The sequence below is a fragment of the Bartonella sp. SL317 genome, assembly GCF_059687655.1.
In genome coordinates, this window is sequence record NZ_CM185144.1 from 1,956,547 (window position 1) to 1,982,509 (window position 25,963).

At 36.6% G+C, this 25,963-nt stretch carries 24 protein-coding genes; 19 read left to right on the forward strand and 5 right to left on the reverse strand.

The genetic code is table 11. The features are described from left to right. Positions 1 to 113: 113 nt before the first annotated feature. The 7 genes from AC6ER9_RS08165 to AC6ER9_RS08195 all read left to right on the forward strand — a co-directional run bounded on the left by AC6ER9_RS08165 (position 114) and on the right by AC6ER9_RS08195 (position 7,243). A complete protein-coding gene (locus tag AC6ER9_RS08165) occupies positions 114 to 1,190 on the forward strand; it encodes a branched-chain amino acid ABC transporter permease (protein ID WP_497074236.1) in 1,077 nt (358 codons plus the stop codon). After that, entirely contained in the window at positions 1,190 to 2,248 is a 1,059-nt protein-coding gene (locus AC6ER9_RS08170) for a branched-chain amino acid ABC transporter permease (RefSeq protein WP_497074237.1), read from the forward strand. Before AC6ER9_RS08165 ends, AC6ER9_RS08170 begins: the two co-directional genes overlap by 1 nt. Further along, positions 2,245 to 3,027 (forward strand): ABC transporter ATP-binding protein, encoded by a 783-nt coding sequence (locus AC6ER9_RS08175; protein ID WP_497074238.1) that lies wholly within the window; start codon positions 2,245 to 2,247, stop codon positions 3,025 to 3,027. Before AC6ER9_RS08170 ends, AC6ER9_RS08175 begins: the two co-directional genes overlap by 4 nt. Continuing rightward, entirely contained in the window at positions 3,014 to 3,724 is a 711-nt protein-coding gene (locus tag AC6ER9_RS08180) for an ABC transporter ATP-binding protein (RefSeq protein ID WP_497074239.1), read from the forward strand. The genes AC6ER9_RS08175 and AC6ER9_RS08180 overlap by 14 nt, the downstream gene beginning before the upstream one ends. 584 nt (positions 3,725 to 4,308) lie before the next feature. Next, a complete protein-coding gene (locus tag AC6ER9_RS08185; protein WP_497074240.1) occupies positions 4,309 to 4,830 on the forward strand; it encodes a radical SAM protein in 522 nt (173 codons plus the stop codon). Positions 4,831 to 5,115: 285 nt separating this feature from the next. After that, positions 5,116 to 6,900, forward strand: a complete 1,785-nt coding sequence (locus AC6ER9_RS08190; protein ID WP_497074241.1) for an MFS transporter — start codon at positions 5,116 to 5,118, stop codon at positions 6,898 to 6,900. Further along, on the forward strand, positions 6,890 to 7,243 hold the full coding sequence (locus tag AC6ER9_RS08195; protein ID WP_497074242.1) for a hypothetical protein: 354 nt from the start codon (positions 6,890 to 6,892) through the stop codon (positions 7,241 to 7,243). The genes AC6ER9_RS08190 and AC6ER9_RS08195 overlap by 11 nt, the downstream gene beginning before the upstream one ends. A 10-nt stretch (positions 7,244 to 7,253) precedes the next feature. Here AC6ER9_RS08195 and gatA read toward each other — a convergent pair whose 3' ends face one another. Next, positions 7,254 to 8,738 (reverse strand): Asp-tRNA(Asn)/Glu-tRNA(Gln) amidotransferase subunit GatA, encoded by a 1,485-nt coding sequence (gene gatA, locus AC6ER9_RS08200; RefSeq protein ID WP_497074243.1) that lies wholly within the window; start codon positions 8,736 to 8,738, stop codon positions 7,254 to 7,256. Positions 8,739 to 8,769: 31 nt separating this feature from the next. After that, positions 8,770 to 9,057, reverse strand: coding sequence for an Asp-tRNA(Asn)/Glu-tRNA(Gln) amidotransferase subunit GatC (gene gatC, locus AC6ER9_RS08205; RefSeq protein ID WP_497074244.1), 288 nt, complete (start codon positions 9,055 to 9,057; stop codon positions 8,770 to 8,772). A gap of 147 nt (positions 9,058 to 9,204) precedes the next feature. On the opposite strand from gatC, the gene ruvX reads away from it, so the two are divergent. Next, a complete protein-coding gene (gene ruvX / locus AC6ER9_RS08210; protein ID WP_497074245.1) occupies positions 9,205 to 9,684 on the forward strand; it encodes a Holliday junction resolvase RuvX in 480 nt (159 codons plus the stop codon). Here the strand turns inward: ruvX and AC6ER9_RS08215 are convergent. Continuing rightward, entirely contained in the window at positions 9,669 to 11,288 is a 1,620-nt protein-coding gene (locus AC6ER9_RS08215) for an acyl-CoA dehydrogenase family protein (protein ID WP_497074246.1), read from the reverse strand. The two genes, ruvX and AC6ER9_RS08215, sit on opposite strands and share 16 nt — an antisense overlap. A gap of 126 nt (positions 11,289 to 11,414) precedes the next feature. On the opposite strand from AC6ER9_RS08215, the gene AC6ER9_RS08220 reads away from it, so the two are divergent. From AC6ER9_RS08220 to dprA, 4 genes are read left to right on the forward strand one after another with little or no spacing between them, the layout of a single operon-like run. Further along, positions 11,415 to 12,380, forward strand: coding sequence for an aspartate carbamoyltransferase catalytic subunit (locus AC6ER9_RS08220; RefSeq protein ID WP_497074247.1), 966 nt, complete (start codon positions 11,415 to 11,417; stop codon positions 12,378 to 12,380). Continuing rightward, positions 12,377 to 13,672, forward strand: a complete 1,296-nt coding sequence (locus AC6ER9_RS08225; RefSeq protein WP_497074248.1) for a dihydroorotase — start codon at positions 12,377 to 12,379, stop codon at positions 13,670 to 13,672. Before AC6ER9_RS08220 ends, AC6ER9_RS08225 begins: the two co-directional genes overlap by 4 nt. An 18-nt stretch (positions 13,673 to 13,690) precedes the next feature. After that, the gene (plsY, locus tag AC6ER9_RS08230; protein ID WP_497074249.1) at positions 13,691 to 14,323 is read left to right on the forward strand and encodes a glycerol-3-phosphate 1-O-acyltransferase PlsY; all 633 of its coding nucleotides are present in this window, start codon (positions 13,691 to 13,693) and stop codon (positions 14,321 to 14,323) included. Continuing rightward, complete coding sequence (dprA, locus tag AC6ER9_RS08235; RefSeq protein ID WP_497074250.1) at positions 14,280 to 15,512, forward strand: DNA-processing protein DprA; 1,233 nt, start codon at positions 14,280 to 14,282, stop codon at positions 15,510 to 15,512. The genes plsY and dprA overlap by 44 nt, the downstream gene beginning before the upstream one ends. Here the strand turns inward: dprA and AC6ER9_RS08240 are convergent. Then, positions 15,442 to 15,648: a hypothetical protein gene (locus tag AC6ER9_RS08240; RefSeq protein WP_244979417.1), complete on the reverse strand. Its 207-nt coding sequence runs from the start codon at positions 15,646 to 15,648 to the stop codon at positions 15,442 to 15,444. The two genes, dprA and AC6ER9_RS08240, sit on opposite strands and share 71 nt — an antisense overlap. Before the next feature lie 265 nt (positions 15,649 to 15,913). Between AC6ER9_RS08240 and topA the strand changes: the two genes are divergently transcribed. From topA to AC6ER9_RS08275, 7 genes are all read left to right on the forward strand, one after another. After that, the gene (gene topA, locus AC6ER9_RS08245; protein ID WP_497074251.1) at positions 15,914 to 18,487 is read left to right on the forward strand and encodes a type I DNA topoisomerase; all 2,574 of its coding nucleotides are present in this window, start codon (positions 15,914 to 15,916) and stop codon (positions 18,485 to 18,487) included. A gap of 3 nt (positions 18,488 to 18,490) precedes the next feature. Beyond that, the gene (gene rnr, locus AC6ER9_RS08250) at positions 18,491 to 20,761 is read left to right on the forward strand and encodes a ribonuclease R (RefSeq protein WP_497074252.1); all 2,271 of its coding nucleotides are present in this window, start codon (positions 18,491 to 18,493) and stop codon (positions 20,759 to 20,761) included. A gap of 351 nt (positions 20,762 to 21,112) precedes the next feature. Further along, positions 21,113 to 22,282 (forward strand): MFS transporter, encoded by a 1,170-nt coding sequence (locus AC6ER9_RS08255; RefSeq protein ID WP_497074253.1) that lies wholly within the window; start codon positions 21,113 to 21,115, stop codon positions 22,280 to 22,282. A 103-nt stretch (positions 22,283 to 22,385) separates the two neighbouring features. Next, a complete protein-coding gene (rpmG, locus tag AC6ER9_RS08260) occupies positions 22,386 to 22,553 on the forward strand; it encodes a 50S ribosomal protein L33 (protein WP_004864083.1) in 168 nt (55 codons plus the stop codon). A gap of 346 nt (positions 22,554 to 22,899) precedes the next feature. Continuing rightward, a complete protein-coding gene (locus tag AC6ER9_RS08265) occupies positions 22,900 to 23,460 on the forward strand; it encodes a thermonuclease family protein (protein WP_497074254.1) in 561 nt (186 codons plus the stop codon). Positions 23,461 to 23,483: 23 nt separating this feature from the next. Then, positions 23,484 to 24,113 (forward strand): uracil-DNA glycosylase family protein, encoded by a 630-nt coding sequence (locus AC6ER9_RS08270; protein ID WP_497075330.1) that lies wholly within the window; start codon positions 23,484 to 23,486, stop codon positions 24,111 to 24,113. Positions 24,114 to 24,134: 21 nt separating this feature from the next. Next, positions 24,135 to 24,626: an Lrp/AsnC family transcriptional regulator gene (locus AC6ER9_RS08275; RefSeq protein WP_142416796.1), complete on the forward strand. Its 492-nt coding sequence runs from the start codon at positions 24,135 to 24,137 to the stop codon at positions 24,624 to 24,626. 30 nt (positions 24,627 to 24,656) lie between these two features. On the opposite strand, the gene cobT is transcribed toward AC6ER9_RS08275, so the two are convergent. Further along, positions 24,657 to 25,664: a nicotinate-nucleotide--dimethylbenzimidazole phosphoribosyltransferase gene (gene cobT, locus AC6ER9_RS08280; RefSeq protein ID WP_497074255.1), complete on the reverse strand. Its 1,008-nt coding sequence runs from the start codon at positions 25,662 to 25,664 to the stop codon at positions 24,657 to 24,659. Positions 25,665 to 25,963 lie beyond the last annotated feature (299 nt).

Genomic DNA, 25,963 nt, shown 5'->3' on the forward strand with positions numbered 1-25,963 from the left:
TAAGCATTGTACTTATCAAAATACAAAAGGTTGGTTTAGGATCTTTTTTATAACCAAGAGTTTAGTAATTTCTTATTATCCTATGTAAATTAACAAATGTGGAAGGATGAGAGATGAGCACTGAAATGTTCATCCAGTACTTTTTTAATGCGCTGGCATTGGGGTCTCTTTATGGACTTATCGCGATTGGTTACACTATGGTCTACGGTATACTGAGGCTAATTAACTTTGCTCACGGTGATATCTTTATGCTGGGAGCTTACTTTGTTTTCTTTTCCACAATCAGTTTTATGCCTGCTTGGGCTGCGCTTCTCCTTTTGTTTCTTGCTGCCCTTATTTATTATTCAGTTTTTATAGGTTTTAAAAGGCGCCCTCCAATTTATTGGGTTGCTGTTTTTTTAATTCTTGCGTTAGGGTTTATTTATTATTTTAAAATTTCTCCACAAGATTTTACTCCGGTCTGGGTTTTAGCTCTTTGTTTTTCGATTTTTATTACAAGTGCAGTGGGGATTATTGTTGATCAATTTGCTTATAAACCTCTACGCCATGCGCCACGTATTTCGGCACTGATCGGTGCAATTGGTGTTTCGTTTTTTATTGAAAACCTTGCTACTGTTCTCTTTAGTGGTGTTCCCAAAGGTGTAAAACAGCCAGATTTTTTGGTAACACCATTTTTATGGCATCTAGGTTCAGGAACAGAGGGTATCATTAGAATTGCTCCCATGTCTCTGATTGTTCCCATTGTGTCATTGATTCTTATTGTCTTACTGCTATGGATTATCCATAAAACAAAACCTGGTCTTGCTATGCGTGCAATCTCTCACGATATTGAAACGACGCGTTTGATGGGCGTTTCTGTCAATAAGGTCATTGCCTTTACATTTGGGATAGGCTCAGCACTTGCTGCTATAGCAGGAATTATGTGGTCTTTACGTTATCCTCAAATTCAGCCTTATATGGGCGTTCTTCCTGGTCTCAAAGCCTTTATCGCTGCTGTTATCGGAGGTATTGGCTCTATACCAGGAGCAATGTTGGGAGGATTGTTATTAGGATTTATTGAAATTATGATTATCGCATTTTTTCCCGCGTTATCTGGATATCGAGATGCTTTCGCTTTCATTTTATTGATTCTGATTTTATTGGTATTGCCCACGGGATTAATGGGTAAAAAAAGTCAGGAGAAAATCTAATGGCTAAGTCAGCGACAATTTTTTTATCGTGTATCAGTATTTTTCTTCTTATCATTTTTTTATTCTATGCGGATAATCATTTTAATGACTATACACTCCGTATCATAAATTTGATTGCTATTAATGCGATTTTGGCAATTTCACTTAATTTGATTTACGGCTTTACAGGTATGTTTTCCCTTGGACATGCCGGTTTTATGGCTATTGGTGCTTATGTCTGTGCAATTTTACTTCTGTCTCCAGAACAAAAAGAGATGATGTGGATTCTTGAGCCTATTGCTGAACCATTATCCCATTTGCAACTTCCTTTTTTTATTGCTGTTATTGTCAGTGGTTTGTGTGCAGCAGTTATCGGTTTATTGATTGCTTTGCCAATATTACGTCTTGGTGGGGATTATCTTGGAATTGCAACATTGGGTTTTGCAGAAATTATTCGCATTGTTATTACAAACGCTACATCACTCACAAATGGCTCTTTGGGAATCAAAGGGATCCCTCAAGAGGCGACATTATGGTGGAATTATGGTTGGTTAGCATTTACAGTTCTCTTTATTGTCCTCTTACTGAAAAGCAATACTGGCAATGTATTACGCGCTATTCGTGATGATGAAATCGCTGCAAAAACCATGGGTGTAAATGCTTTTTTCTACCGTAGTTTTTCCTTTACTATTGGAGCGTTTTTTGCAGGGATAGGTGGTGCATTGATGGCTGCTCTTATTTCAACCATTGATCCTAAAATGTTTAATTTTCTTCTCACTTTTAATATTTTGATGATTGTTGTTGCTGGTGGTCTTGGTTCAATTACAGGAAGTATTATTGGCAGTATTATTATTACAGTCATGCTGGAATGGCTTCGTATTATTGAAAGTCCCTTTGACTTAGGTTTTATACATATTCCAGAAACACCAGGACTTCGCATGGTTGTTTTCTCACTTTTATTGCTGGTCATTATCTTGTTTTGGAGAAAAGGGTTGATGGGACAACATGAATTCTCATGGAATGGAATTTATAGTTTTTTGACACGCAAAAAGCTTTCTAAGACTGAGGGAAAGCTATGAACGATACTCTTCTTTCACTCAATGATATTGTGATGCGTTTTGGCGGATTGGTTGCTGTCAATAATATTAATATAGGCATTAAACGAGGAAGTATTACTGGATTAATTGGTCCTAATGGCGCTGGTAAAACAACCGTTTTTAATATGATTTCTGGATTTTATGCTCCTACAAGCGGCACCATTATTTTTGATAAGCAAAAAATTTCTGGAGCGTCCCCTTATATTATCTGCAGACATCATATTGCGAGAACATTTCAAAATATTCGTCTTTTTTCAGGCTTAACAGTCTTACAGAATGTTATGGTGGGAGCACATGTTCGACAAAAATATCCTTGGTTTTCTTCAGCTCTCTTTTTTCCAAAAGCCTTAAAAGAAAAAAGAGAAGTTTATAGAAATTCTATGGAACTTCTTGAACGTTTACAACTTGATCATCTTGCTAGTCATTCTGCAACGGCGCTGCCTTATGGTGTGCAACGACGTTTAGAAATTGCACGTGCATTAGCAACAAAGCCCAAATTGCTTCTTCTTGATGAACCTGTTGCTGGTATGAATCCACAAGAAAGTGAAGATCTTAGAACATTCATATCAAAAGTACAAAAAGACTTTGATCTTACAATTTTGCTTATTGAACATGATATGAAAGTGGTTATGGGGCTTTGCCAACATATTTTTGTCATGGAATATGGCTGTTGTATTGCCAATGGTACACCAGATGAAATTCGTAATAACCCTAAAGTTATTGAAGCTTATCTTGGCGGAGATGTTTATGGATATTCTTAAAATAAAAAATCTTCATGTTCATTATGGTGCCATTAAAGCGGTCCAAAATCTTTCTATGTCGATAAAACGGGGCAGTATTGTCACTTTAATTGGAGCCAATGGTGCTGGAAAGAGCAGTATTGTACGCTCTATTACAGGACTTAATCGCTCTGTTTATGGAGAAATTAGCTATAATGGCCAATCCATTGTTAAAAAATCACCCGAAGAAATTTTGCGATTAGGGATTGCCCTCAGTCCTGAAGGGCGGCGTATTATGCCTCATCTTACTGTTTTAGAAAATCTTCATCTAGGTGCTTATATTCGTCATGATAAGCAGGGGGTTTCTCGTGATATTGAATGGATATTTGATCTTTTCCCACGCTTGCGTGAAAGATCAAAACAGTTGGGAGGAACAATGTCAGGTGGGGAACAACAAATGGTTGCTGTAGGGCGCGCACTTATGAGCAATCCAGATATGGTCATATTAGATGAACCCTCGTTAGGGTTAGCCCCCCTTCTCGTTCGGGAAATTTTTTCGATTATCCGAAAAATTAATGATATGGGAAAAACTGTTCTTCTTATTGAACAAAATGCATTTGCTGCACTTTCTATCGCTGATTATGCTTATATTTTAGAGGTCGGGCATATTTTATTTCACGGTGAAGGAAAAGCTATGCTTTCTGATCCGCGTGTTAAAGAAGCCTATCTTGGTGGATAAAGGCAAGAAATTAAGCAAATAGAGCTCATCTTTTCTCCTTAAAAAAATATTTCTCATCAGTTATAAACCATTGGTGCGAGATAGAAAAAAATAAAAAAGTAGGATAAGGGCGCAGCAGCGCTCTTATCCATTGTATTATTAAAAAACAATTTAGGAGGAGAAATGTTTCGTATTAATCTCGACGAGAATAGCATAACTAAATTAAATGATTTTCAGACTATTGTGCTTAATGATTCAGCTATAATTTTAATTGATTCAGTTTTTACAGAATCAGAAAATTGAAACTGTTGCGGTAAAACTTAATGTAGAGACAGAGATTTTAGCGTCAGATTTTTCAATCTTGTTAAGAGAACTAGAAAAGAATGGTTTTCTTTTAAAGAAGGAAAACTTGATTAGAGCGTCAGATTCGATTTTTGATCTTAAAAAATTATAGGTATCTGTGACACCTATTATACGTATTATCCAGAATTACAATAGCCCTCGTCCTATGTGCGATTGCTGGAAGATTAAGGAAAAAAATTGGCATACTCCAGAAAGTTTAATACCCATTATTTAGAATGTTGAAAGAAAAAGGAGCTGTCTCAGTGAGGCTTTCTGGGGGAAAACCTTTAATGCATCCAAAGCTTAAAGATATTTTATTAACGTTGAATGAACTAGATCGGCCTGTTGAATTAAATACCAATGGCATCTTATTGCATAAAAATTTATGGATTTCACAGTATGACATAAAAGAAATTGTTATTTCTATGGATTCAACGAGTGTCCAAGGATATTATGATATACGGGGAGCGAATAAATTTGATCGCGTGTGGAAAAACATTGAAATAGTTAAGAATCTTAAACCTCTGCAAAGTATAGGAATAAGAGCGACAGTTATCAAAGAGATTCTAGAAAATATTATTAATTTTATCGATTTTTGTATAAGCAAAGATGTCGATTATATCGGATTCAATCCGCTCGATACGTCATCATTTAGTTTTTCTAGAAAAAATAATACAAAGAATCGATCTGAGGCTTTAAGAAACAAAACTCTTCCGTCAAACGCCTCACTTTTTCATTTGAGAGATGAATTACCAAGGAAAGAATCCCCCTCCAGATTTATATAGATAAAAAGTTCCAAGAAAGGAAAATCGCATGGACGTCACAAAATTTTGTAAATTGTATTAATTATTACTTAGGCGAAAACTCTACGTACGTTTCGTCGCCGTTAATGTGTTTATTTCCATTTTTATCCTTGGTATTGGACTATAATGGAGATTAAAAAAATTGCTTTTATTCAGAATCTTTTGGAAATCTACAAAATTATGAGGCAATAGATTGGTCTGCTCAAAGCGTTTTAAAATCTTTGAAAGAATCTGGCGCATGTAGCGGATGTCGTGGGAAGGTATTTTGTGGATAAGGTTAAGCAGTTTAAGATTTATAGTGTTAGCAAGTCTACTGCTCTAGTGGTTGCTGTTTTACCACTTTTTTTGTCGGAAAAATTGCATTTGTCGCAAGCAGATATTGTTTTAATCGGTAGTTATTTTTTATTGCTTCCTTTGATCTTAGAAGTCCCCTTGGGTTTATTATCAGATGTTTATGGAAGTAAGCGCGTTATTTATACTGGGCTGTTTTTCTTTCTTTGCGGTTTTTTAGCTCTTTTTATGAATTATGCATATTTTGCTTACGCTACTTATTTGTTGTGTATTACATTAGCAGCCGCTTGTTTCTCAGGTGCGGAAGATAGTTTACTCTTTTCTGTAGTACCAAAGCATCGCACACTGTTTTCCGTTAAGTCCGAAGTGGCTGCTGTTACCTATAGTGTGACAACGGTACTTATTTTTTTAGGGGGAATACTTTATTATGTGCATCCTGCATTGCCTGTGATTTTTCAAATCCTTTCATTAATTTTTGCCATTTTTATGTTTTCAAAACTGACGAAGGGATTAGATAGTTTTCATATCAACGCTCATCCGAGTATTTTCACAGTTATGTGTGCTAGCCGTAAAGAAGTCAAAAATCCTTATCGCTTCACTCTTATTTTTTTAAGTGCAGTTTCAGCTTTTGCTATTTTGGTTAATAATCGAACTGTTTCTATCGCATTTTCTGATTTTTTGCCATTTCAACCTGCTATTTTGATTTCGATTATTTTTATCATTGGGAATTTTTTTTCAGCAAGTTCCAATATATTGTTTCAGAAATATTTTTCAAAATTTCAAAATCCTATTTTTCCCGTCTTAATGATTGGTTGTATGGTAACCATTGCTTTTTTTCTCATGTCATTTCAAATCATTGCGGCTCTTATATTAGGTTTTTTACTGCTATGTGTTTTTAAATCTGCTTATCGATCTTATCTGTCGTCTCTTCTTATAAATTCACTGATTGATCCCAAAGCTATCGCGACTGTTTTATCATTTTCAGCCATTATTACAGCCGTTGTATCCTTTGCATTTAGTTTTTTATACGGTCATATTTTTTCAACATTCTGGCAAGCTAATTTGTGGTTGGCAGTGGTTATGGCTGTGATTTTTGGGGTGTCTGCTTTAATTATTTTTGTCAGAAAACAAGAAATCATTTGGTTACAGCCTAAAAATGCACAATCGTCAAAACAACATTTCTTGAAACGCAAGCATCAAGAGTTTTGCTATGGGCAAATTTATCCGGAAGCATCGTGCATTAATGAACACATCAAGGATGGCTCTTTTCGACAAAGTCTCTATCCTGCCCCAAATTTGATAACACTTTGCGATGAAGTAATCGAATGGGAGTTTATTCGGGGTACTGTATTGAGCCAAATGGATTTGCTACATCAAAAGGCGATTATTGATCAAATCAATAAGATCTTTCAAGATCGATTAAGCAAAAATATAATCTTATCACATGGAGATTTACATCCTGATAATATCATTGTTACTCCTGATAATTATTTTATGGTCGTGGATTGGGATTTATGTCAAGAAGCCAGTCCGGAATTGGACATCTTAACATTTTTCACCAGTCCAAGATTATCTCTCAATTTAGAAGAACGGATAGACTATATTTCTCATTTGCTGTCTATATCAAAGGATGAAGCTTTACCAATGATAAAAGCGTTTGTAGCTAAAAAAATTTCTGATCTTTGTCTATACCAAAATATTTTCATGAAACAATTAGTATTGGATTATATGAACTTGAATGAGAAATTTCATGAGCGATAATATTGTAATTTGTAATGAAAATTGCAGTGCGGGCTGCAATCATTGTCCGTATTCGATGGAATGTATGGTGAGAGATGATGCGTTTCCTGAATCTTTATATACAATAAATGACATAAAATCTGATTTTATTATTTTTTCTGGTGGAGAGCTTTTTGAGCTCGATAATGATTTACTGCATAAATATACACTTGTATGTGTCTCATTTGTAAAAAATATTTTCGGATTGCAACAGGGGGCACATCTATATTCAACCATATTTGAAGCTATTAAAGAGCAATCCGTTCTTTTTAGGGATACAAATAGGCACAGATGTTATTTAAGAGATAAGGAAATGTTTTTGTGAAGTTTGATGATTATATCCACCACTTTTCTGCACAGAACATTCCTGCAGCTTCTTCAATAATGTGCGCTATTTGAAAAATAACTTCTTCAGAAAAAGGTTTACCAATCAATTGCAATCCTAAGGGTAAACCATTTGATGACAGACCAGCAGGAACAGAAATTCCTGGTAAACCAGCCATATTAACGGGTACCGTAAAAATATCATTAAGGTACATTGCCACAGCATCATTTTTTATTTTTTCATCAGCAATACCAAAAGCGGGTGTTGGTGTTGCTGGTGTAAGAATAGCATCAATGCCTGAATCGAAACATTGGTCAAAATCACGTTTTACAAGTGTTCTTACTTTTTGAGCTCTTAAATAACCGGCATCATAATATCCCGATGAAAGAACATACGTTCCAACCAAAATACGCCGCTTAACTTCATCACCAAAACCAACAGAACGTGTATTTTCATACATCTCAATGATGTCTTTTCCAGGTACGCGCAAACCGAAACGAACACCATCATAACGCGCTAAATTAGAAGAAGCTTCTGCAGGAGCTATAATGTAATAAGAAGGTAGAGCGTATTTTGTATGAGGTAAAGAAATATCGTGTATTTCAGCGCCTGCTTCTTTTAACCAATTTATTCCCTTTTGCCAAAGTTCAATAATCTCAGAAGACATTCCATCCAGATAATATTCTTTTGGAATACCAATTTTCATTCCTTTAATTGATTGACCAAGATAACTTTCATAATCAGGGACTGGTAAATTCATGGAAGTAGAATCTTTTTCATCAAAAGAGGCCATTGATCTAAGCAAGATAGCACAATCACGAACATCTCTAGCAATAGGTCCAGCTTGATCAAGGGATGAAGCAAATGCGACAACGCCCCATCGTGAACAACGTCCATAGGTTGGTTTTATTCCTACAGTTCCTGTAAAAGCTGCTGGTTGACGTATTGAGCCACCTGTATCTGTTGCTGTTGCACCAGCACAAATTTGTGCGGCAACAGCCGCAGCAGATCCCCCCGAAGAACCACCAGGGACGAGTTTTTCATTCGAGCCTTTTTTTCTCCAAGGACTAATAACGGGACCATAATAGGATGTCTCATTAGAGGAGCCCATAGCAAACTCATCCATATTAAGTTTCCCTAACATTACGGCACCATCTTGCCATAAATTAGCCGTGACAGTTGATTCATAGTGCGGTTTAAAACCATCAAGGATATTTGAACAGGCTTGCGTATGAACACCGCGGGTTGCAAAAAGATCTTTAATTCCTAAGGGAATTCCTTCCAAAAGTCTCCCCTCTCCTTTTGCCAAGCGGCACTCTGATTCAGCCGCCATTTTTCTTGCTTGTTCTGCTGTTATTGCTACATAAGCATTCAAAGTTGGATTAGCCAATTCAATAGCTTTTAAATAAGCTTCCGTTAATTCCGTTGCTTTAAGCTTTTTCTTTATGAGAGCATCACGAGCTTGTGCAATTGTGAGGTTTGTTAAATCAGTCATATTGGTTCTCAAATTTCAAAAATATAAAAAGTTACTCAACAATTTTTGAGACAAGAAAAAAATTTTCTTCTGTAACAGGGGCATTGGCGACAATATCTGCTGCTTTATTGCCATCTGTAACACTATCTTCACGCATTCGTAGAGTTATCGGTATTACAGATGTTAATGGATCAATTTCATCGACATTAACTTCATGCAGTTGCTCTACAAAACCTAAAACAGCATTAAATTTTTTCGTCATAGGTTCTACCTCATTATCGTGGATGGCAATCCGCGCTAAACGTGCAATCCGCTTGACGGTTTCTTGATCAACAGACATACTCTTTAGGCCTTTCTGTTTTTTATTTTATGAATTGATCTTTATTTGGCTATACAAGGCTGCGCTTGCAAGCGCAAGAATATTAGATAACATGAATAAAGAATATAATTATAGATCTGAAACATTAAAGAACATATTATAATTTTTATGGCTATTATTAATATAAATGAAGTTATGACCCATCTTTTGCCTGGACAAACAATAGCAGGCTTAGATTTAGGAACAAAAACGATTGGAATTGCGATTTCTGATATGGGGTTGACTGTTTCAAATCCACGTCCTGTACTCCAGCGAAAGAAATTTACAGAAGATGCTCACACACTTATTAAAATTTTTGACCATGAAAATGTAGGCGTTATCATCATTGGTTTACCTCTTAACATGAATGGAAGCAGTGGCTCTCGTGTTCAAGCAACCAAAGCTTTTGTGAGCAGTATGAAAGAGCATACAAAAATTCCATTTGTTTTTTGGGACGAGCGTTTATCAACAATTGCTGCAGAACGTTCTCTTTTAGAAATGAATGTATCACGCGCTAAAAGAGCAAATAGAATTGATTCGGCAGCTGCTGCTTTTATATTGCAAGGTGCTCTCAATAGAATTCAAAACTTTCATCATATGGAAGGATAGAGAACATTGAGCAAATGGCTTGCATTATAGCGCGCAATGAGCATTCCGTAGGAAGACCTCCATTGTCCCCCAAGGCGGCTTTCCATGTAGGCATTGGCAACATGTTCTATATCTGTAGAACGTAGTGATGCGGCTGCAGCAGCATAGGCTACTTGTTCAACAAAAAACCTTCCTGCTCCTTCATTTTCGGCTGCCATATCACCAGCAGACTTAATAATTTCGATGGCTCGTGGTCCTGCAGGACCAATATCAAGAGCAATTTTTTCTAACAATTTCTGAAACAATCCTGGTGCTTTTTTAGCAATAAGAATAGCATCTTTTACCAATTGATTAGCAGAGCTATTTCTCACAATTCGCGCAGGACCGTTATGCAGCATTTGCGATAATGGATTATTCTCTATAAAGCTTTCAATACCAAGTTGTGCAATAATTTCACCAATAATAGGTAAAACCAATTGACTGACGTGATAAGCAATAATAGGGGTCATAATGCGTGCAAAAGCGGCTTCAGAACGGTCATTTGCTGCATTGTCAAATGCGCGTGCTAGACGTAAAACCAATGCTTGCGAAGCAGCAATATCTAATGCAATATCTGCAAAAATACGTTCTGTTAGTGGTGGTAAAGGCTGATTGGGCATTTTTTTTCGGAAAAAATCTATACCAAATTGAAGGGCTGCTCGCAAAACACCGGCCGATATGACGGATTGATCGAAACGCATCATCGTTTCAATATCTTTAATAACTTTAAGCCCTTCCCCAGCATTTCCTAAAAGCCAGCCATAACTGCCTTGAAAATCAACAACTCCCTCTGGGGTTGAAAGTTCTCCAGAACGCTGAATTAAATGGCGAATCGATATAAATCCATTTAATGCACCATTTTCCTGTATGCGTGGAACAAAAAAGCAACTTAAATGACCATTTAACTCTGCACTAACAATATATCCATCAGCTGTAGGATTAATAACATTGGTTTTAACAACATTTAAACGATACAGATCACGTTCCATATTTTCATCGAAAGAAATTTTCTTAATATTTGGAAAATTGAAAGCGTTTTGTTCAATGTCATCAAAGGCACATGTTAGGGAAGCAGATTTTTTATGATGAATAGGCTTTGATGAGGAATCATATTGGCGAGACAAAAGAACATTTTGCCATTTTTTGAAGAGCTCACTATCACTAATTAAGACAGCAATCGCTGCACTGGTTATAATCACCTCGTTTAAATGCCCTGTTTCTAAACCAGCAGATAAAGCCAAACGAATCGCACGCGCTTGATAGCGTACCCCATTTTCTAAGCTCGTATTTTCCCAAAGCGAGGTAACCAATCCCGCTTGTCTAGAATATTGTTGAAGATCTTGATAGGAAGAATGTATTTCTAATTTTTCTGCCTTCTGTCCCCATTCATCATTATAATATAATAAAGGCTTATGATGATTGGCTAAGCAAGAGAGCCTCCATGCTTCTTGACTCGCAGCAAAATCTCCTATTTCCTCAAAGCTTGCTAATAAAAACTTAGGCAAATTAGAGGCCATACGAAACATAAGAGTATCGTTAAGAAATGTATTTTTTCGACGAGTATTTTGCGCAGATACAGCAGTCATAGGTCTATTCCTATATTCAAATCATTCATATCATAGACTATTTGTCTTTTTAGAGTTAAGAAACATTTATCATATTCAAACAAATGCCTGTTTAACCTGTTTTAAAGAGAGATAAAAAAGAATGCTATGATTCAAGATAATTTTTTTCCACTTTTCCCTCATGAACATCTTTTAGCTGTTAAAGATCTGAGTGTACAAGACCTTAATACATTGCTTGATCGTGCAGAAGAAAACATTACCTTTTCTAACAAAATTGATAAAAAAAAATCTATTTTGCGTGGACGGACTCAAATTAATCTCTTTTTTGAAGCTTCTACGCGAACACAATCTTCTTTTGAACTAGCAGGAAAAAGATTGGGCGCAGACGTGATGAATATCGCGATCGGTAACTCATCTGTAAAAAAAGGAGAAACACTCCTTGATACGGCCGCAACGCTTAATGCGATGAAGCCAGATATACTGGTTTTTCGCCATAGCAGTGCGGGAGCAGCAGCTTTATTAGCGCAAAAAGTTGATTGTTGTGTCATTAATGCAGGTGATGGTGCTCATGAACATCCAACTCAAGCTTTATTAGATGCTCTCACAATTAAAAAAGCAAAAGGTCGTATTGAAGGATTAACGGTTGCCATTTGTGGAGATATTCTGCACTCACGTGTTGCACGCTCTAATATCATTAGTCTTAATGCTTTGGGGGCTCGTGTTCGCGCTGTTGCCCCTTCCACACTCTTACCATCCGAAATTAATCATATGAGTGTTGAGGTTTTTAACACCATGAAAGAAGGTCTTAAAGATGCTGATGTTATCATGATGTTACGCTTACAGCATGAACGGATGACAGGTTCTTTTATTCCTTCCACGCGTGAATATTTTCATTATTTTGGCTTACATAAAGAAAATTTAGCCTATGCCAAAGAAAATTGCATTATTTTGCATCCTGGTCCTATAAACCGCGGTGTGGAGATTGCATCTAACATAGCTGATGGACCACAAAGCATGATTCATAGACAAGTAGAAATGGGAATTGCAGTGCGTATGGCGGTTATGGAGGCTTTATTAGATTCACGTTTGAAGACCAATGGAGAAAAAAAATGATAAAACCAATTGTTTTTCAACAGGCTCGTATTATTGATCCTTCACGTGCACTCGATGAAATTGGTACCGTTATTGTTGAAAATGGACAAATTATAGCCGCTGGAAAAGAAGCTTTAAATCAGGGAGCTCCTGCAGAAGCAGAAATTATTAATGCACAAAACAAAGCAATTCTCCCTGGACTTGTTGATGCGCGTGTTTTTGTTGGAGAACCAGGAAATGAAAATCGTGAAACAATTGCATCTGCAAGTCAAGCAGCTGCAGCAGGTGGTATTACTTCCTTCCTTATGATGCCAGACACTAAACCAATTATTGATAATGTTGCCCTTGTTCAATTTATTAAGCGCACAGCAGGGGAAATGTCATCGGTTAATATTTATCCTGTTGCGGCAATCACCCAAGGTTTCAACGGGAAAGAGATAACCGAATTTGGTTTGCTCAAGGATGCAGGAGCTGTTGCTTTTAGTGAAGGAAAAACAACACTTCAAAATTCATCTGTTATGCGACGTGCAATGACCTATGCACGCGATTTTGATGTCCCATTAATCCACGAAACGCAAGATAAAGATCTTACAGGACAAGGCGTAATGAATGAAGGACTACTCGCCAGTTGGCTTGGTCTTTCTGGTATTCCCCGCGAAGCAGAAGTTATCCCACTTGAAAGGGATCTACGCTTAGCAACATTAACGCAAACACGTTATCATGCTGCCCAGATATCGACAACACTTTCTGTTGATGCCCTTCGTTTAAGCAAACAACGTAGTGAGAAAATTTCAGCCGGTGTATCGATTAATCATTTATCTCTCAACGAAAATGACATTGGCCAATATCAAACTTCTTTCCGAATCATGCCTCCATTACGGACAGAAGAAGACCGTATAGCAATGATTGAAGCCATAAAAGATGGAACTATAGATATCATTGTCTCTTCCCATGATCCCCAGGGTATCGACGCAAAACAGTTACCATTTAATGATGCAGCAGCTGGTGCTATTGGTATGGAGACCTTATTGAGTGCGGCCTTACGTCTTTATCATGATGAGAGCCTATCTCTTCTACGGATAACTGAACTTTTGTCAACGATGCCTGCAAAGCTCTTTGGACTGAATGCAGGAACATTGAAGAAGGGTGCTTATGCAGATCTTATTGTGGTTGATCTTGAAGAACCATGGGTTGTTTCAACAGAGAAGTTTTATTCACGTTCGAAAAATACCCCTTTTGAGAATGCACGTTTTCAAGGATGTGTGCTCCAGACCCTTGTGAAAGGGAAAACCGTTTTTAAACTTGATCAATAAACTTAAAGAGATTCTTACATGAATGAAGCAGAAATATTTTTTCAGTCCACTCCATGGCTTATTTTCCTTGTATCTTATCTCATTGGTTCAATTCCATTTGGTCTTCTGTTTACGAAATTGGCTAAACTTGGCGACATAAGAACAATCGGTTCCGGCAATATTGGGGCAACAAATGTTTTACGAACAGGAAATAAAAAAGTTGCTGCTCTAACCCTTCTTTGTGATATGCTGAAAGGAGCTATCGTTGTTTTCATTATAAAGTTTTTTAGTGATCCGCTAGACAATAATATTCTTGTTTCTCTAGCGGGTTTTTTTGCATTTTTAGGACATCTTTTTCCCGTATGGCTTAAATTTAAAGGGGGCAAGGGTGTTGCGACCTATCTAGGTGTTTGCTTAGGAGTCTATTGGCCTGCAGCTATTATTTTTATTATTGTATGGAGTGCTATTTTCCTCCTCATGCATTATTCTTCATTATCTGCGCTTGTTGCTGTTACGGTCACGCCGATATTTGTTTTTTATTTTTCCGATTCTTATTTCTGTTGTATGCTAATTGTGATGAGCTTATTTGTATTCATAAAACATTCTGCAAATATCAGTAGATTATTAATTGGGAAAGAAAGTAAGATTGGTACGCAAAACGGAGATAAATGAAGGAATTCTGCTTACTGATCATCAACGTTTAAGCTGGTTACGGTTATTACGCAGTGAAAATATTGGTGCAGTTAGTTTTCGCAATCTCATTGATCATTATAAAACAGCAGAAAACGCTTTAGCAGCGTTGCCAGAGCTTAGTAGAAAAGGGGGTGGTTCTGCGTCTATTAAAATAGCAAGCTTAGAAGATGCAGAAAAAGAAATACAAAAAGCTGAAAAATTGGGTGTTCGATTTATCTGTATGGGGGAACCAGATTATCCAGCGTTTCTTAAGGTTACGCAATCCCCTCCACCACTGATTGCGATCAAAGGTAATGTTTCAATTTTTCAAAAAACTTCTGTTGGAATTATAGGCTCTCGAAATGCTTCAGCTGCTGGAAAAAAGCTTACGGCTCAATTTGCGCATTTTCTTGGAGAAGCAGGCTTTGTCATAATTTCTGGACTCGCTCGTGGAATTGATAGCATTGCGCATCAAGCAAGTTTAAAAACAGGCACTATTGCCGTCATGGCTGGGGGAGTTGATCATATCTATCCTCCTGAAAATAAAAAGTTATATGAAGATATTATTTTCAACGGTGGCGCCATTATCAGTGAAATGCCCATTTCCTGGAAGCCGCGCGCTATCGATTTTCCCAGAAGAAACCGTATTATTGCTGCTTTATCACTTGGTGTCTTGGTTGTGGAGGCTGCTTTGCGCTCAGGGTCTTTAATTACCGCACGTCAAGCCGCTGAAATGGGACGGTTAATTTTCGCCATTCCCGGTTCTCCGCTTGATCCAAGATCTGTTGGTACAAATAACCTTATCAAGGACGGTGCTCTACTCACCACACATCCTTCTGATATCGTAGAAACACTTACGCCCTTGATTGCACTACCTCAAAATTCTCAACTCAACTTTTTTGAAGAATCATCCTCTTTACAACTTGAAAAGGAGAGCTTTAATTCAACAGACGAAAGAAACGCTCATTTTTCTTTAACAGATGATGATGCGGCACGTGCAGCAGTTCTTTCTGCTCTTTCAACAACGCCAATAGACATAGACACACTCAGTACCCATTCAGGTGTTTCACTTCCAACTCTCTACCTCTTTTTAGTAGAACTCGAGCTTGCTGGAAAGCTTATTCGACACTCTGGTGGTTGTGTGTCATTGTCGAATCTTGATCTTCCCCAAGAGTCTCTGCACTATTAATAATGCTTTGTCCTTCTTTGGCAACCATATCCAAAAGCAAAGCTAAAAGCGGACTATGCGCCTGACGCGCCATCTGATTCATTTGCTTTGACATATCTGTAATATATTGGATAACTTTTAAATGATTTATAAACATAATCTTCTATCCTTGAGCATTTCCCCTCCTACCTCTCAATAGACGTTATCTTAGTATTTCGCCGTATGTTTTTGTAATAACAGTGGAAAATAAATCGTGTAATTCTATATAGGGTGCGTTTTAATAATAACAATCACAAGTTGTACAATATTCATGTTTTTTATATGGCTAATATTTTTTTTATGTGTTCTTAAGCAATTGCTATTAGCTATTCACATGAAAGGCGTTTATAAAAAAGTTTTTATTTCAATATTCGGGTAAAATTATGAATATCGTTATCGTTGAATCTCCAGCAAAAGCAAAAACAATTAATAAATATCTTGGATCTCAATACAAAGTTGTTGCATCATTTGGACATGTTCGTGATTTACCTGCAAAAGATGGCTCTGTTTTACCAGATCAAGATTTTTCGATGAAATGGGATATAGATTCTGCAGCCGCTAAACGTTTAAATGAAATAGCAAAAGCTGTTAAAGAAGCCGATAGCCTTATCTTAGCAACAGACCCTGATCGTGAAGGGGAAGCTATTTCATGGCATATTCTGGATGTTCTTCGCCAAAAAAAAGTTTTAAAAGATAAACCTATTAAAAGAGTTGTCTTCAATGCTATCACTAAAAAGTCTGTGCTTGATGCTATGGACAATCCACGTGATATTGATACATCACTTGTCGATGCTTATCTTGCCCGTCGTGCTCTCGATTATCTCGTGGGTTTTACACTTTCACCGGTTTTATGGCGTAAACTTCCTGGTGCACGGTCTGCTGGGCGTGTTCAGTCGGTTGCCTTGCGTATTATTTGTGACCGTGAATCAGAAATAGAACATTTTATCAAAGAAGATTATTGGTCTATTACAACACAGTTAAAAACCATCCGAAATGATCATTTCCAAGCAAGATTGACAAGGTTTAATCAAAGTAAGATTGGCAAACTTGATATTCAATCTCAAGAACAAGCAGACCAAATTCGTCTTATGTTGGAGAAGGCCCAATATCAGACACTTAGTGTTGAAGCGAAACCTACAAAGAGAAATCCTTTTCCTCCCTTTACAACCTCTACACTACAACAAGCGGCTTCTTCAAAATTAGGTTTTTCAGCTTCTCGTACAATGCAAATTGCCCAAAAACTTTATGAAGGCATTGAAATTAATGGTGAAACAGCAGGGCTTATTACCTATATGCGTACTGATGGTGTGCAAATAGCGCCAGAAGCCATTGATGCAGCAAGAAAAGTAATTCATGAATCTTTTGGAAAAGACTATATTCCTGAAAAGCCACGTTTTTATTCAACAAAGGCAAAAAATGCACAGGAAGCACATGAAGCAATCCGCCCAACTGATTTTCAACGGTCTCCCAATCAAGTCCGTAATTTTCTCGACAATGATCAGGCAAAACTCTATGAACTAATATGGAAGCGCGCGATTGCCAGCCAAATGCGTTCTGCTGAAGTTGAACGCACAACCGTTGAGATTGAAGCACAACATGGACAAGAGCGTGCAAATCTTCGTGCAACGGGATCTGTTATTCGTTTTGACGGATTTCTTTCTGTCTATACGGATCAACGAGACGAAGAAAATAATGAAGAAAATGAATCAACACATTTACCAGAAATAAATACGGGTGAAGCACTTACAAAAGAAAAAGTTGAATCTGTACAACATACCACAGAGCCCCCTGCTCGTTATTCTGAAGCCTCATTAATTAAAAAACTTGAAGAATTAGGAATTGGTCGTCCTTCAACTTATGCCTCCACATTGGCGACATTGTGTGATCGTGGATATATTGTCATTGATAAGCGGAAGCTTATTCCTGATGCTAAGGGGCGTATTGTTACAGCTTTTCTTGAAAATTTCTTTAATCGCTATGTAGAATATGGTTTCACAGCAGATCTTGAAGAAAAGTTGGATCTTATCTCTGATGGAAAACTTTCTTGGAAAGACGTATTACGCGATTTTTGGGATGGATTTAATGCATCTATTAGCAATATTCAAGAACTGCGTATCGCTAATGTTCTTGATGCTTTAAATGTAACATTAGCCCCTCTCGCCTTTCCTGAACGTGAAGATGGAAGTGATGTACGTTCCTGCCCTCTCTGTAAAGATGGTCAATTATCATTAAAACTTGGTCGTTATGGTGCTTTTGTTGGTTGTTCTAATTATCCTGAATGTAAATACACACGTCAACTTGGTACAGATATAGGAGAAGAGAATGAAGCTGTTCGCAATGACGAACCTATTATGCTTGGTATTGACCCTGAAACAGGAAAAGATATCTCTCTTCGTAATGGTCGCTTTGGTCCTTATATTCAACTGGGTGAAGGCAAAGAAGTTAAGCGTGCAGGACTACCAAAAGAATGGCAGGCAGAAAATATAACCTTTGAAAAAGCTTTGGCTTTACTGTCCCTTCCCCGTGAAATTGGTATTCATCCTGAAACTGGCAAAATGATTACGGCGACAATCGGACGTTATGGTCCCTACCTTAGTCATAATGGAAAATCTGCGCGCCTTCTTCATGCAGATGAAGTTTTTGATATTGGTATCAATCGCGCTGTTACAGTATTGGCAGAACAACAAGAAAATAAAACCAAGCAAAGCAGAACGGCATCTGCGGCATTGGCAACATTAGGGGAGCATCCAGAAGGAGGAACTATCACCGTGCGTAATGGACGTTATGGTCCTTATGTCAATTGGGGCAAAATTAATGCAACATTGCCAAAAGATAAAGACCCCATTAGTGTAACACTTTCAGAGGCATTAGAACTTATATCGGCTAAAGCATCGAGTAAAAAGACAACGTCAAAAAAAGCTTCTTCCAAAACAAAAGCAAAAACAAAAGAGACATAAATTTTGGCTAAAGGTGAAAAAAACGTAAAACGCCTCTCCTCAGTCAAGGGAGAAAAATTGCCCAATAAGGAAGAAATACTTTCCTTTATCCGTGAAAACCCTAATCGATCAAGCAAACGAGAAATCGCCAAAGCTTTTAATTTAAAAGGTGATTCTCGTATTTGGCTTAAAGATATATTGCGTGCCTTAAAGGATCAAAATCTTATATCTAAACAGCGCAAAAGAGAAATAAACAAAGGAAAATTGCCCCCTATTGCTTTAGTAAAAATTAGCGAACGGGATAAAGATGGCAGTTTTATTGCACAACCTCTTGAATGGGAAGGTACGCCAAAGCCCAATATTGAAATACACTCTTTTCGTCATATAAAAGGAGGAAGCATTGGCGTTGGGGATCATGCTCTTGTAAAAGTTTTTCGAAATAAAAACTCTCAAGGCTTTCCTTATACGGGGCGAATTATTCGTAAGATCGAAGTGCCCCCAAAGAGCATACTGGGTGTCGTACGAAAGTTAGAAAATAATCAATTGCGCCTTGAACCTATAGACCGCAAAAACAATGAGCTCATGGTTGAAATGTCTTCAAAAATGAAGGTCAAAGCGGGAGATCTCGTTGAAGTTGAAATAACAAAAAATACTGGTTATGGACTAAAAAGTGCGCAAATAAAAAATGTTTTAGGGCACATTAAGAGTGAGAAAACACTCTCAATGATTGCTCTTCTCTCAAAGGGAATACCTTATATTTTTCCTGAGAGTGTTCTTGAGCAGGTCAAACATATTAAAGCTGCCAATATGGATAATCGCGAAGATTGGCGACAATTACCATTTATTACGATTGATCCACCAGATGCAAAAGACCATGATGATGCCGTCTATGCAAGCAAGGATAAGGACCCAACAAATAATGGTGGCTGGATTATTATTGTGGCTATTGCCGATGTTTCTTACTATATCAAAACAGGAAGTGCTTTAGATAAAGAAGCATTAAAACGCGGAAATTCTGTTTATTTTCCTGATACCGTTGTCCCAATGCTTCCTGAACGCCTTTCTCATGATTTATGTTCTCTGCGTGAAGGAAAAGAAAGGCCCGCTTTAGCCGTTCGTATGATTTTTGATGCAAATGGTCATAAACAAAAACATAGTTTTCATCGTATTATGATGCGTGTAAGAGCCAAACTCTCCTATCAAGAAGTGCAATTGGCAAGAAAAGGACATATTCATAAAAAAATCACGCCCCTGCTTGAGAATATCTTGCAACCCTTATGGGAGGCTTATGCATGCCTTAAGATCGCGCGGGATCGTCGACAACCCCTAGAATTAGAAATAGTAGAAAAAAAGATTATTCTTGATAAAAATGGATGCATCCAAGATGTTGTGAGCGAAGAACATTTAGAAGCCCATCGTTTGATCGAAGAGTTTATGATACAAGCCAATATTGCAGCTTCTGAAACATTAAAAAAACATCACCAACCCCTCATTTATCGTATTCATGATAAACCCTCTCTTGCCAAACAAGAAATATTGCGGAATTTTCTTCAAAGTTTAGGGATATCCCTCTCCAAAAGTGCAGAATTAACATCAGCACGCCTTAATAGAATTTTAGAAAAAGTTGCTCATACCGAACAGCAAGAATTGGTCAATCAAGTTATTTTGCGTTCACAATCACAAGCAGAATACAATCCTAAAAATAGTGGCCATTTTGGTTTGAATTTGCAGAACTATACACATTTTACCTCACCAATCCGTCGTTATGCTGATCTCATTATTCATCGAGCACTCATTAAAGCTCTCAAATTAGGCAATGATCAATTAACAGATACCCAAGAACAAAATCTTGCAGAAATTGCTGCGCAAATTTCTCTATACGAGCGTCGTGCAATGATGGCTGAAAGAGAAACCATTGATCGGCTTGTGGCTCATTATCTAACCAGTAAAATCGGCCGTGTTTTTACAGGGCGCATCTCTGGAGTTATAAAAGCAGGTCTTTTTATCTCACTTGATAAACTCAATACAGATGGTTTTGTCCCTATTTCTACACTTAAAAATGATTATTATCATTTCGATGAAGCGCAACATGTTCTTATAGGACAACATAGCCATAAAGGCTATCAGCTCAGTGATATTGTAGAAGTAAGACTTATAACGGTACAACCTTTTGCTGGTGCTTTAAGCTTTGAGCTCTTAACAGAACCTCGTCCAATTAAATTCTCATCGAGCTCCTACCATAAAAACAAATTAAAAAAACAAAAGCATCGTTTTTATGGAAGAAAAAAATATTAATTAAAAATATTTCTTAAATTTTCATGATTTTATTTTAAATTATAATCCTTCAAAAATAAGCTCCTTGACCTCCTCTCCAAGAGCACATTTAATAAAAATACTATAATAATGCTTTAAAAGAAGAAATTTCCTATAATTAAGATTATTTATATATACAATATGCTTTTTTTAGCATATAAATCCATGCATTTTATATCTATAATATTTTATATCTACAATAAATGTATTAAATCTTGCAAAGTTTTTTATATTCAATGAATTGAAAAAATCTAAAAAAGATTATTTAATCTTTTTTTATTTCAGTTTTCCTCTTCATTGTTCGAGTAAACAAAAGTTTCTTAAACTATTCTTATGAAAAATTTTTTAGCCCCTCAAAATAATTCTTTGCGTGCAATTGCTGCCGCTATTGCAACCATTGGTACTGTTGGAATAGCATTGGGAATGGGAACACAACTTGTCTCTTTTCTTATGGCAGAGAAAGGGTTTTCCAACAGTACGATCGGTTATAGTGGAACAGTTGGTGGAATCGCCACAATTATTGCTGCTATTTTTACGTCGCGAATCGCCTTATGCTTAGGTATTTCTCAAACAATATTGCTTATGATGGTTATAGGATCTTTAAGTTTTCTAGGATTCTATTTTTTCGAATCCATATGGATTTGGTTCATTTTAAGATTTATATTACATTTTACCATGACAGTGATGTTTATCCTGTCAGAGTTTTGGATCAACAGTTATGCTCCCCCTAAAAAACGTGGTTTGGTTCTTTCCATTTATGCTATTGTCTTAGGATTAGGATTTGCCGTAGGTCCAACGCTGCTAATAAAAGTAGGAACACAAGGATTTATTCCTTTTGGCATTGGCTATAGCCTTATTATATTGGCTGCTATTCCAATTTTTACCGCTTGGAAATTAAGTCCAGAATTTCAAAAAAGCCAATATACGCCATTTTTTCGTTATCTTTTTCATGTTCCAAGTGCAATGATGGCTGTCCTTGTTTATGGTGCTATTCAAATGGGGGCATTGACTCTTATAACACCCTTTAGTTTATCCATTGGTTATGATGAGAATAAAGCAGCACATTTTATGGCAACGCTTGCACTTGGGAATGTCTTGCTCTTAATTCCTATCAGCATGATAAGTGATTATGCCCAAGATCGACGCTACCCGCTAATCAGTTGCGCTATATTAGGTTTTACGGGAACTTTCATGGTACCATGGATTATTCAATATCCATGGATTTTGATGACTGATCTATTCCTTCTTGGGGGTGTATCTGCAAGCCTTTATACTATTGGTCTTGCACATTTAGGGGCACGCCTCAAGGGCCAAGAACTTGCTGCTGCTAATTCTGCTTTTATTTTTTGCTATGGAATTGGCATGCTCATCGGACCTACTTTTATCGGAAAATTTATGGATATCTTTCATCCCTTTGGTTTTTCAATAGCTATGGCTGTTTTTTTTGGTTTATATGTTATTTTGGTATTTATCCAACTTATAAGAAAATTAATCAGCTCTTGACTTTTTTAAGAACATCCGTACTGTTGCCGGAAAATCTGATGATGTCGGAAATAATTTTTGACAGTGGTAATATTTTTTTCAGTATAAATAGGGTTTTTACATTATGGCTAAAGCAGCAACCATTAAGATCAAGCTTTTATCAACTGCAGATACTGGTTTTTTCTATGTAACAAAGAAAAACAGCCGCACAATGACAGATAAAATGAGCAAACGTAAATACGATCCAGTTGTAAAAAAGCACGTTGAATTTAAGGAAACAAAAATTAAATAAATAAGCCGCTCATTGTTGATAGGTTTTATATTCCAGAAAAAATATGAGGTTATTCCTCTTCAGAGTTATTCTCTGAGGGGTGTTTTCTTGTTTCCTTAAAAAAATTACTTTAAAATCTGTATAACTTTAAATTTGTATGTTCTGTGCAAATTTAGTTAAGTTGATTTATTGTTTAAGTTTCTTACATATCATACTGCATGAGTATTTGATTGTTATAATATCTAAAAAAATTTTATCATTAAAACGAGATGTTATTTCGTCATATGAATAAAAGTTTTTTGAAAGGATTATAAGTAATACTCAATAAAATGGGTTATAATAACAGTTTCAGTTTCTCTATTTTTTCATGAAAAAATTTCTTTCTCATCTTGGCCTAAGAAGTTTAAAAAAAAATATCGTTTTTAGTATTTTGATCGCTGCTAGCATATTTGTCATTATGGCAACTTATTTTAAGCAGACTCAACCAGTTTTTCAAAAAGAAAAATTTTCTTCTCAAAATTCTATTGAAGGAAAGGCACTCATTATTGATGGCGACTCCATCATGATTTCTTTTATTAAGATTCGATTGCTTGGAATTGATGCCCCTGAACTTCACCAATTGTGCGGAAAAAAGGAGACACGCTACCCTTGTGGGCTTGAGGCAAAAAAATATTTAGAACAATTGGTAGAAAATCAATCTGTTACATGTCACGGGCATAAAACTGATAAATACCACCGTATCCTTGCAACATGTAAAACGAAACATGTTGGCAATATCAATGCAGCGCTTGTACAGAATGGTTGGGCTGTAAGCTATCACAAATACCCTAAAGAGGAGAAAGAAGCCAGAAGAAAAAAAAGAGGAATATGGGCATCAAGTTTTCAACGACCGAAAGAATGGCGCAAAGCAAATCCTCGCATGGAATAAGAGAGATTCTTTATTTTTTACCGATGAAAAAATATAATCAGCTCATTAAACTTGAAAAAGAAATCTATTCCTGTCGGGTGTGTATCCAACAACCACATTATTTTCCTCCTCTTTCTCATGAACCAAATCCTATTGTTTATTTATCTAATACGGCTTCTATTGCCATTGCAGGACAAGCACCGGGCTTGCGTGTTCATGAAACTTCTATCCCTTTTAATGATCGTTCTGGTGAACGATTACGTGATTGGCTTAATGTAACAAAGGAAGAATTTTATAATAGGTCTCTCTTTGCATTTGTTCCTATGGGATTTTGTTTTCCAGGGTATGACAAAAATAAAGCTGATTTGCCACCAAGACGTGAATGTCGTGAAATGTGGCATGAAAAGATATTTCAAGCGATGCCGCAAATAAAGCTTGTTCTTGCTATTGGAAGTTATGCACAAAAGTGGCATATTACAGAATTAAAACATAAAACTGTCTCAGCAACCGTCAAAGACTGGAGGAATATTCTTTCCATACAGCAACCTAGAGGTTATAATGTTATGCCTTTGCCTCATCCATCATGGAGAAATACTGCTTGGTTACAGAAAAATCCATGGTTTAATAATGAGCTTGTTGTATATCTGCGTCATTTAGTGCGTGAATTTTTATAAATTAAAATATTGAGAAAAAATATGGATCGTCTTGATCGAAAAATTTTACATCTTCTACAAGAAAATGCTACGCTTTCTGTTGCTGATATTGCTAAAAAAGTGGGACTTTCGACCACTCCTTGCTGGCGTAGAATTCAAAAACTTGAAGAAGATGGCGTTATTCAGCGTCGTGTTGCTGTTCTTTCTCCAGAAAAGGTCAATGCGCATGTCACGGTTTTTGTTTCTATTCGCACAAACACCCATAGTCATGAATGGTTTAAGCGTTTTTCAACAATTGTACAAGAATTTCGTGAAGTCATTGAATTTTATCGAATGAGTGGAGATATTGACTATTTATTGCGTGTTGTTGTTCCCGATATTGAAGCTTATGATCTTTTTTATAAAAAATTAATTTCTAAAATTGACATCCGTGATGTTTCATCCTCTTTCGCAATGGAACAGATTAAATATACAACAGAACTTCCACTTAATTATATTAAATTACACGAAAAGGCGAATGAACAAAACTCTTAAGAGTTTTTTGATATTCTTCTCATCATCCTTTTAGGTATTCAGACTTTCTTGTTCCAAAACTGCCATTTGCGCATGTGTTAAAACAGCAGCTTTAACGATACCAGCAGCCATAGCGGCTCCTGCCCCTTCACCAAGGCCTATCCCTAAATCTAGGAGTGGCTCTTTCCCAATTTTTTTCAAAAGTCGACGATGAGCTGTCTGAGAAGAAACATGTCCAACAAGGGTATGTTCAAGCGCTCTTGGATGCATTTTATAAAGGATAGCAGCAGCAGCTGTTGCCACAAAACCATCTAAAATAACAGGTATTTTTTCCATTCTTGCTGCTAAAATAGCACCAACCATAGCAGCAATTTCACGTCCTCCTAGGCGACGCATTATCTCAAAGGGATCATTAAAATGCTCCTTATGCAAAGCGGTGGCTGTCTTAACTGCTGCTATTTTACGCTGATAAAAATCGTCATCAGCCCCCATATTATTTTCTATCCACTCTTCAACTTCTCCACCAAATAATGCAAAACATAAAGCTGAAGCTATTGTTGTATTTCCAATTCCCATTTCACCGATACATAAAAGATCTGTTCCACCAGCAATAGATTCCATGCCAAATGCCATTGTAGCAGCCGCACTTCGTTCGTCCATTGCGGCATCCTTTGTAATATTCATTGTTGGATATTCCAGTGCTAAATCAAAAATTTTTAATCCAAGATCATAAGCTATACAAATTTGGTTGATAGCAGCACCACCAGATGAAAAATTTTCGACCATCTTTTGTGTCATAGATTGTGGAGATGGTGTAACATTTTCTTCTACAATACCATGATTTCCAGAAAAAATAGCGACCAAAGGTCGTGTTACAATAGGTTTTTCCGTACCTCTCCACCCCGCATACCAAACAGCAATATCTCCCAGTTTCCCTAATGTTCCTCGTGCTTTTGTTAAGTTTTCTTGCCGCTTTTTAGCCAAAATTATAGAAAACTCATCAGCCACAGGTAAATTTGTAAGCAAAGCACGAAAATCATCAAATGGACGAGCGGTCATGAAAATACCTTTTAAAATCTACAATGTTTAATGAAAATTATATCATATAGATAGGGTATGAATAATTTATTGCTTTTTTAAATAGTGTTTTTAAAATGTTGAATCTTATAAAAGCGATGATTTTTGTATTCTATTTTCTACCCCAATAATAAATATGTAAAATATGAAAAAATCTAAAATATTATCAATATATTATAATTATCTTTAATATCACATTCTTAATCTATTTCTCTATTTAATAGACATCATCAGCATGCCGTTTAATATATAAATGCTAACCTTCTTATTCATAATAAAAG

Bases quoted from the DNA above. Each gene is read 5' to 3' on its own strand.
- AC6ER9_RS08175 (WP_497074238.1), top strand. From the start codon at position 2,245: ATGAACGATACTCTTCTTTCACTCAATGATATTGTGATGCGTTTTGGC.
- AC6ER9_RS08220 (WP_497074247.1), top strand. From the start codon at position 11,415: ATGATTCAAGATAATTTTTTTCCACTTTTCCCTCATGAACATCTTTTA.
- gatA (WP_497074243.1), bottom strand. From the start codon at position 8,738: ATGACTGATTTAACAAACCTCACAATTGCACAAGCTCGTGATGCTCTC.
- cobT (WP_497074255.1), bottom strand. From the start codon at position 25,664: ATGACCGCTCGTCCATTTGATGATTTTCGTGCTTTGCTTACAAATTTA.
- AC6ER9_RS08225 (WP_497074248.1), top strand. From the start codon at position 12,377: ATGATAAAACCAATTGTTTTTCAACAGGCTCGTATTATTGATCCTTCA.
- ruvX (WP_497074245.1), top strand. From the start codon at position 9,205: ATGGCTATTATTAATATAAATGAAGTTATGACCCATCTTTTGCCTGGA.
- AC6ER9_RS08265 (WP_497074254.1), top strand. From the start codon at position 22,900: ATGAAAAAATTTCTTTCTCATCTTGGCCTAAGAAGTTTAAAAAAAAAT.
- AC6ER9_RS08195 (WP_497074242.1), top strand. From the start codon at position 6,890: ATGAGCGATAATATTGTAATTTGTAATGAAAATTGCAGTGCGGGCTGC.
- gatC (WP_497074244.1), bottom strand. From the start codon at position 9,057: ATGTCTGTTGATCAAGAAACCGTCAAGCGGATTGCACGTTTAGCGCGG.
- AC6ER9_RS08255 (WP_497074253.1), top strand. From the start codon at position 21,113: ATGAAAAATTTTTTAGCCCCTCAAAATAATTCTTTGCGTGCAATTGCT.
- topA (WP_497074251.1), top strand. From the start codon at position 15,914: ATGAATATCGTTATCGTTGAATCTCCAGCAAAAGCAAAAACAATTAAT.
- plsY (WP_497074249.1), top strand. From the start codon at position 13,691: ATGAATGAAGCAGAAATATTTTTTCAGTCCACTCCATGGCTTATTTTC.
- AC6ER9_RS08180 (WP_497074239.1), top strand. From the start codon at position 3,014: ATGGATATTCTTAAAATAAAAAATCTTCATGTTCATTATGGTGCCATT.
- AC6ER9_RS08240 (WP_244979417.1), bottom strand. From the start codon at position 15,648: ATGTTTATAAATCATTTAAAAGTTATCCAATATATTACAGATATGTCA.
- AC6ER9_RS08165 (WP_497074236.1), top strand. From the start codon at position 114: ATGAGCACTGAAATGTTCATCCAGTACTTTTTTAATGCGCTGGCATTG.
- AC6ER9_RS08215 (WP_497074246.1), bottom strand. From the start codon at position 11,288: ATGACTGCTGTATCTGCGCAAAATACTCGTCGAAAAAATACATTTCTT.
- AC6ER9_RS08275 (WP_142416796.1), top strand. From the start codon at position 24,135: ATGGATCGTCTTGATCGAAAAATTTTACATCTTCTACAAGAAAATGCT.
- AC6ER9_RS08270 (WP_497075330.1), top strand. From the start codon at position 23,484: ATGAAAAAATATAATCAGCTCATTAAACTTGAAAAAGAAATCTATTCC.
- rpmG (WP_004864083.1), top strand. From the start codon at position 22,386: ATGGCTAAAGCAGCAACCATTAAGATCAAGCTTTTATCAACTGCAGAT.
- AC6ER9_RS08170 (WP_497074237.1), top strand. From the start codon at position 1,190: ATGGCTAAGTCAGCGACAATTTTTTTATCGTGTATCAGTATTTTTCTT.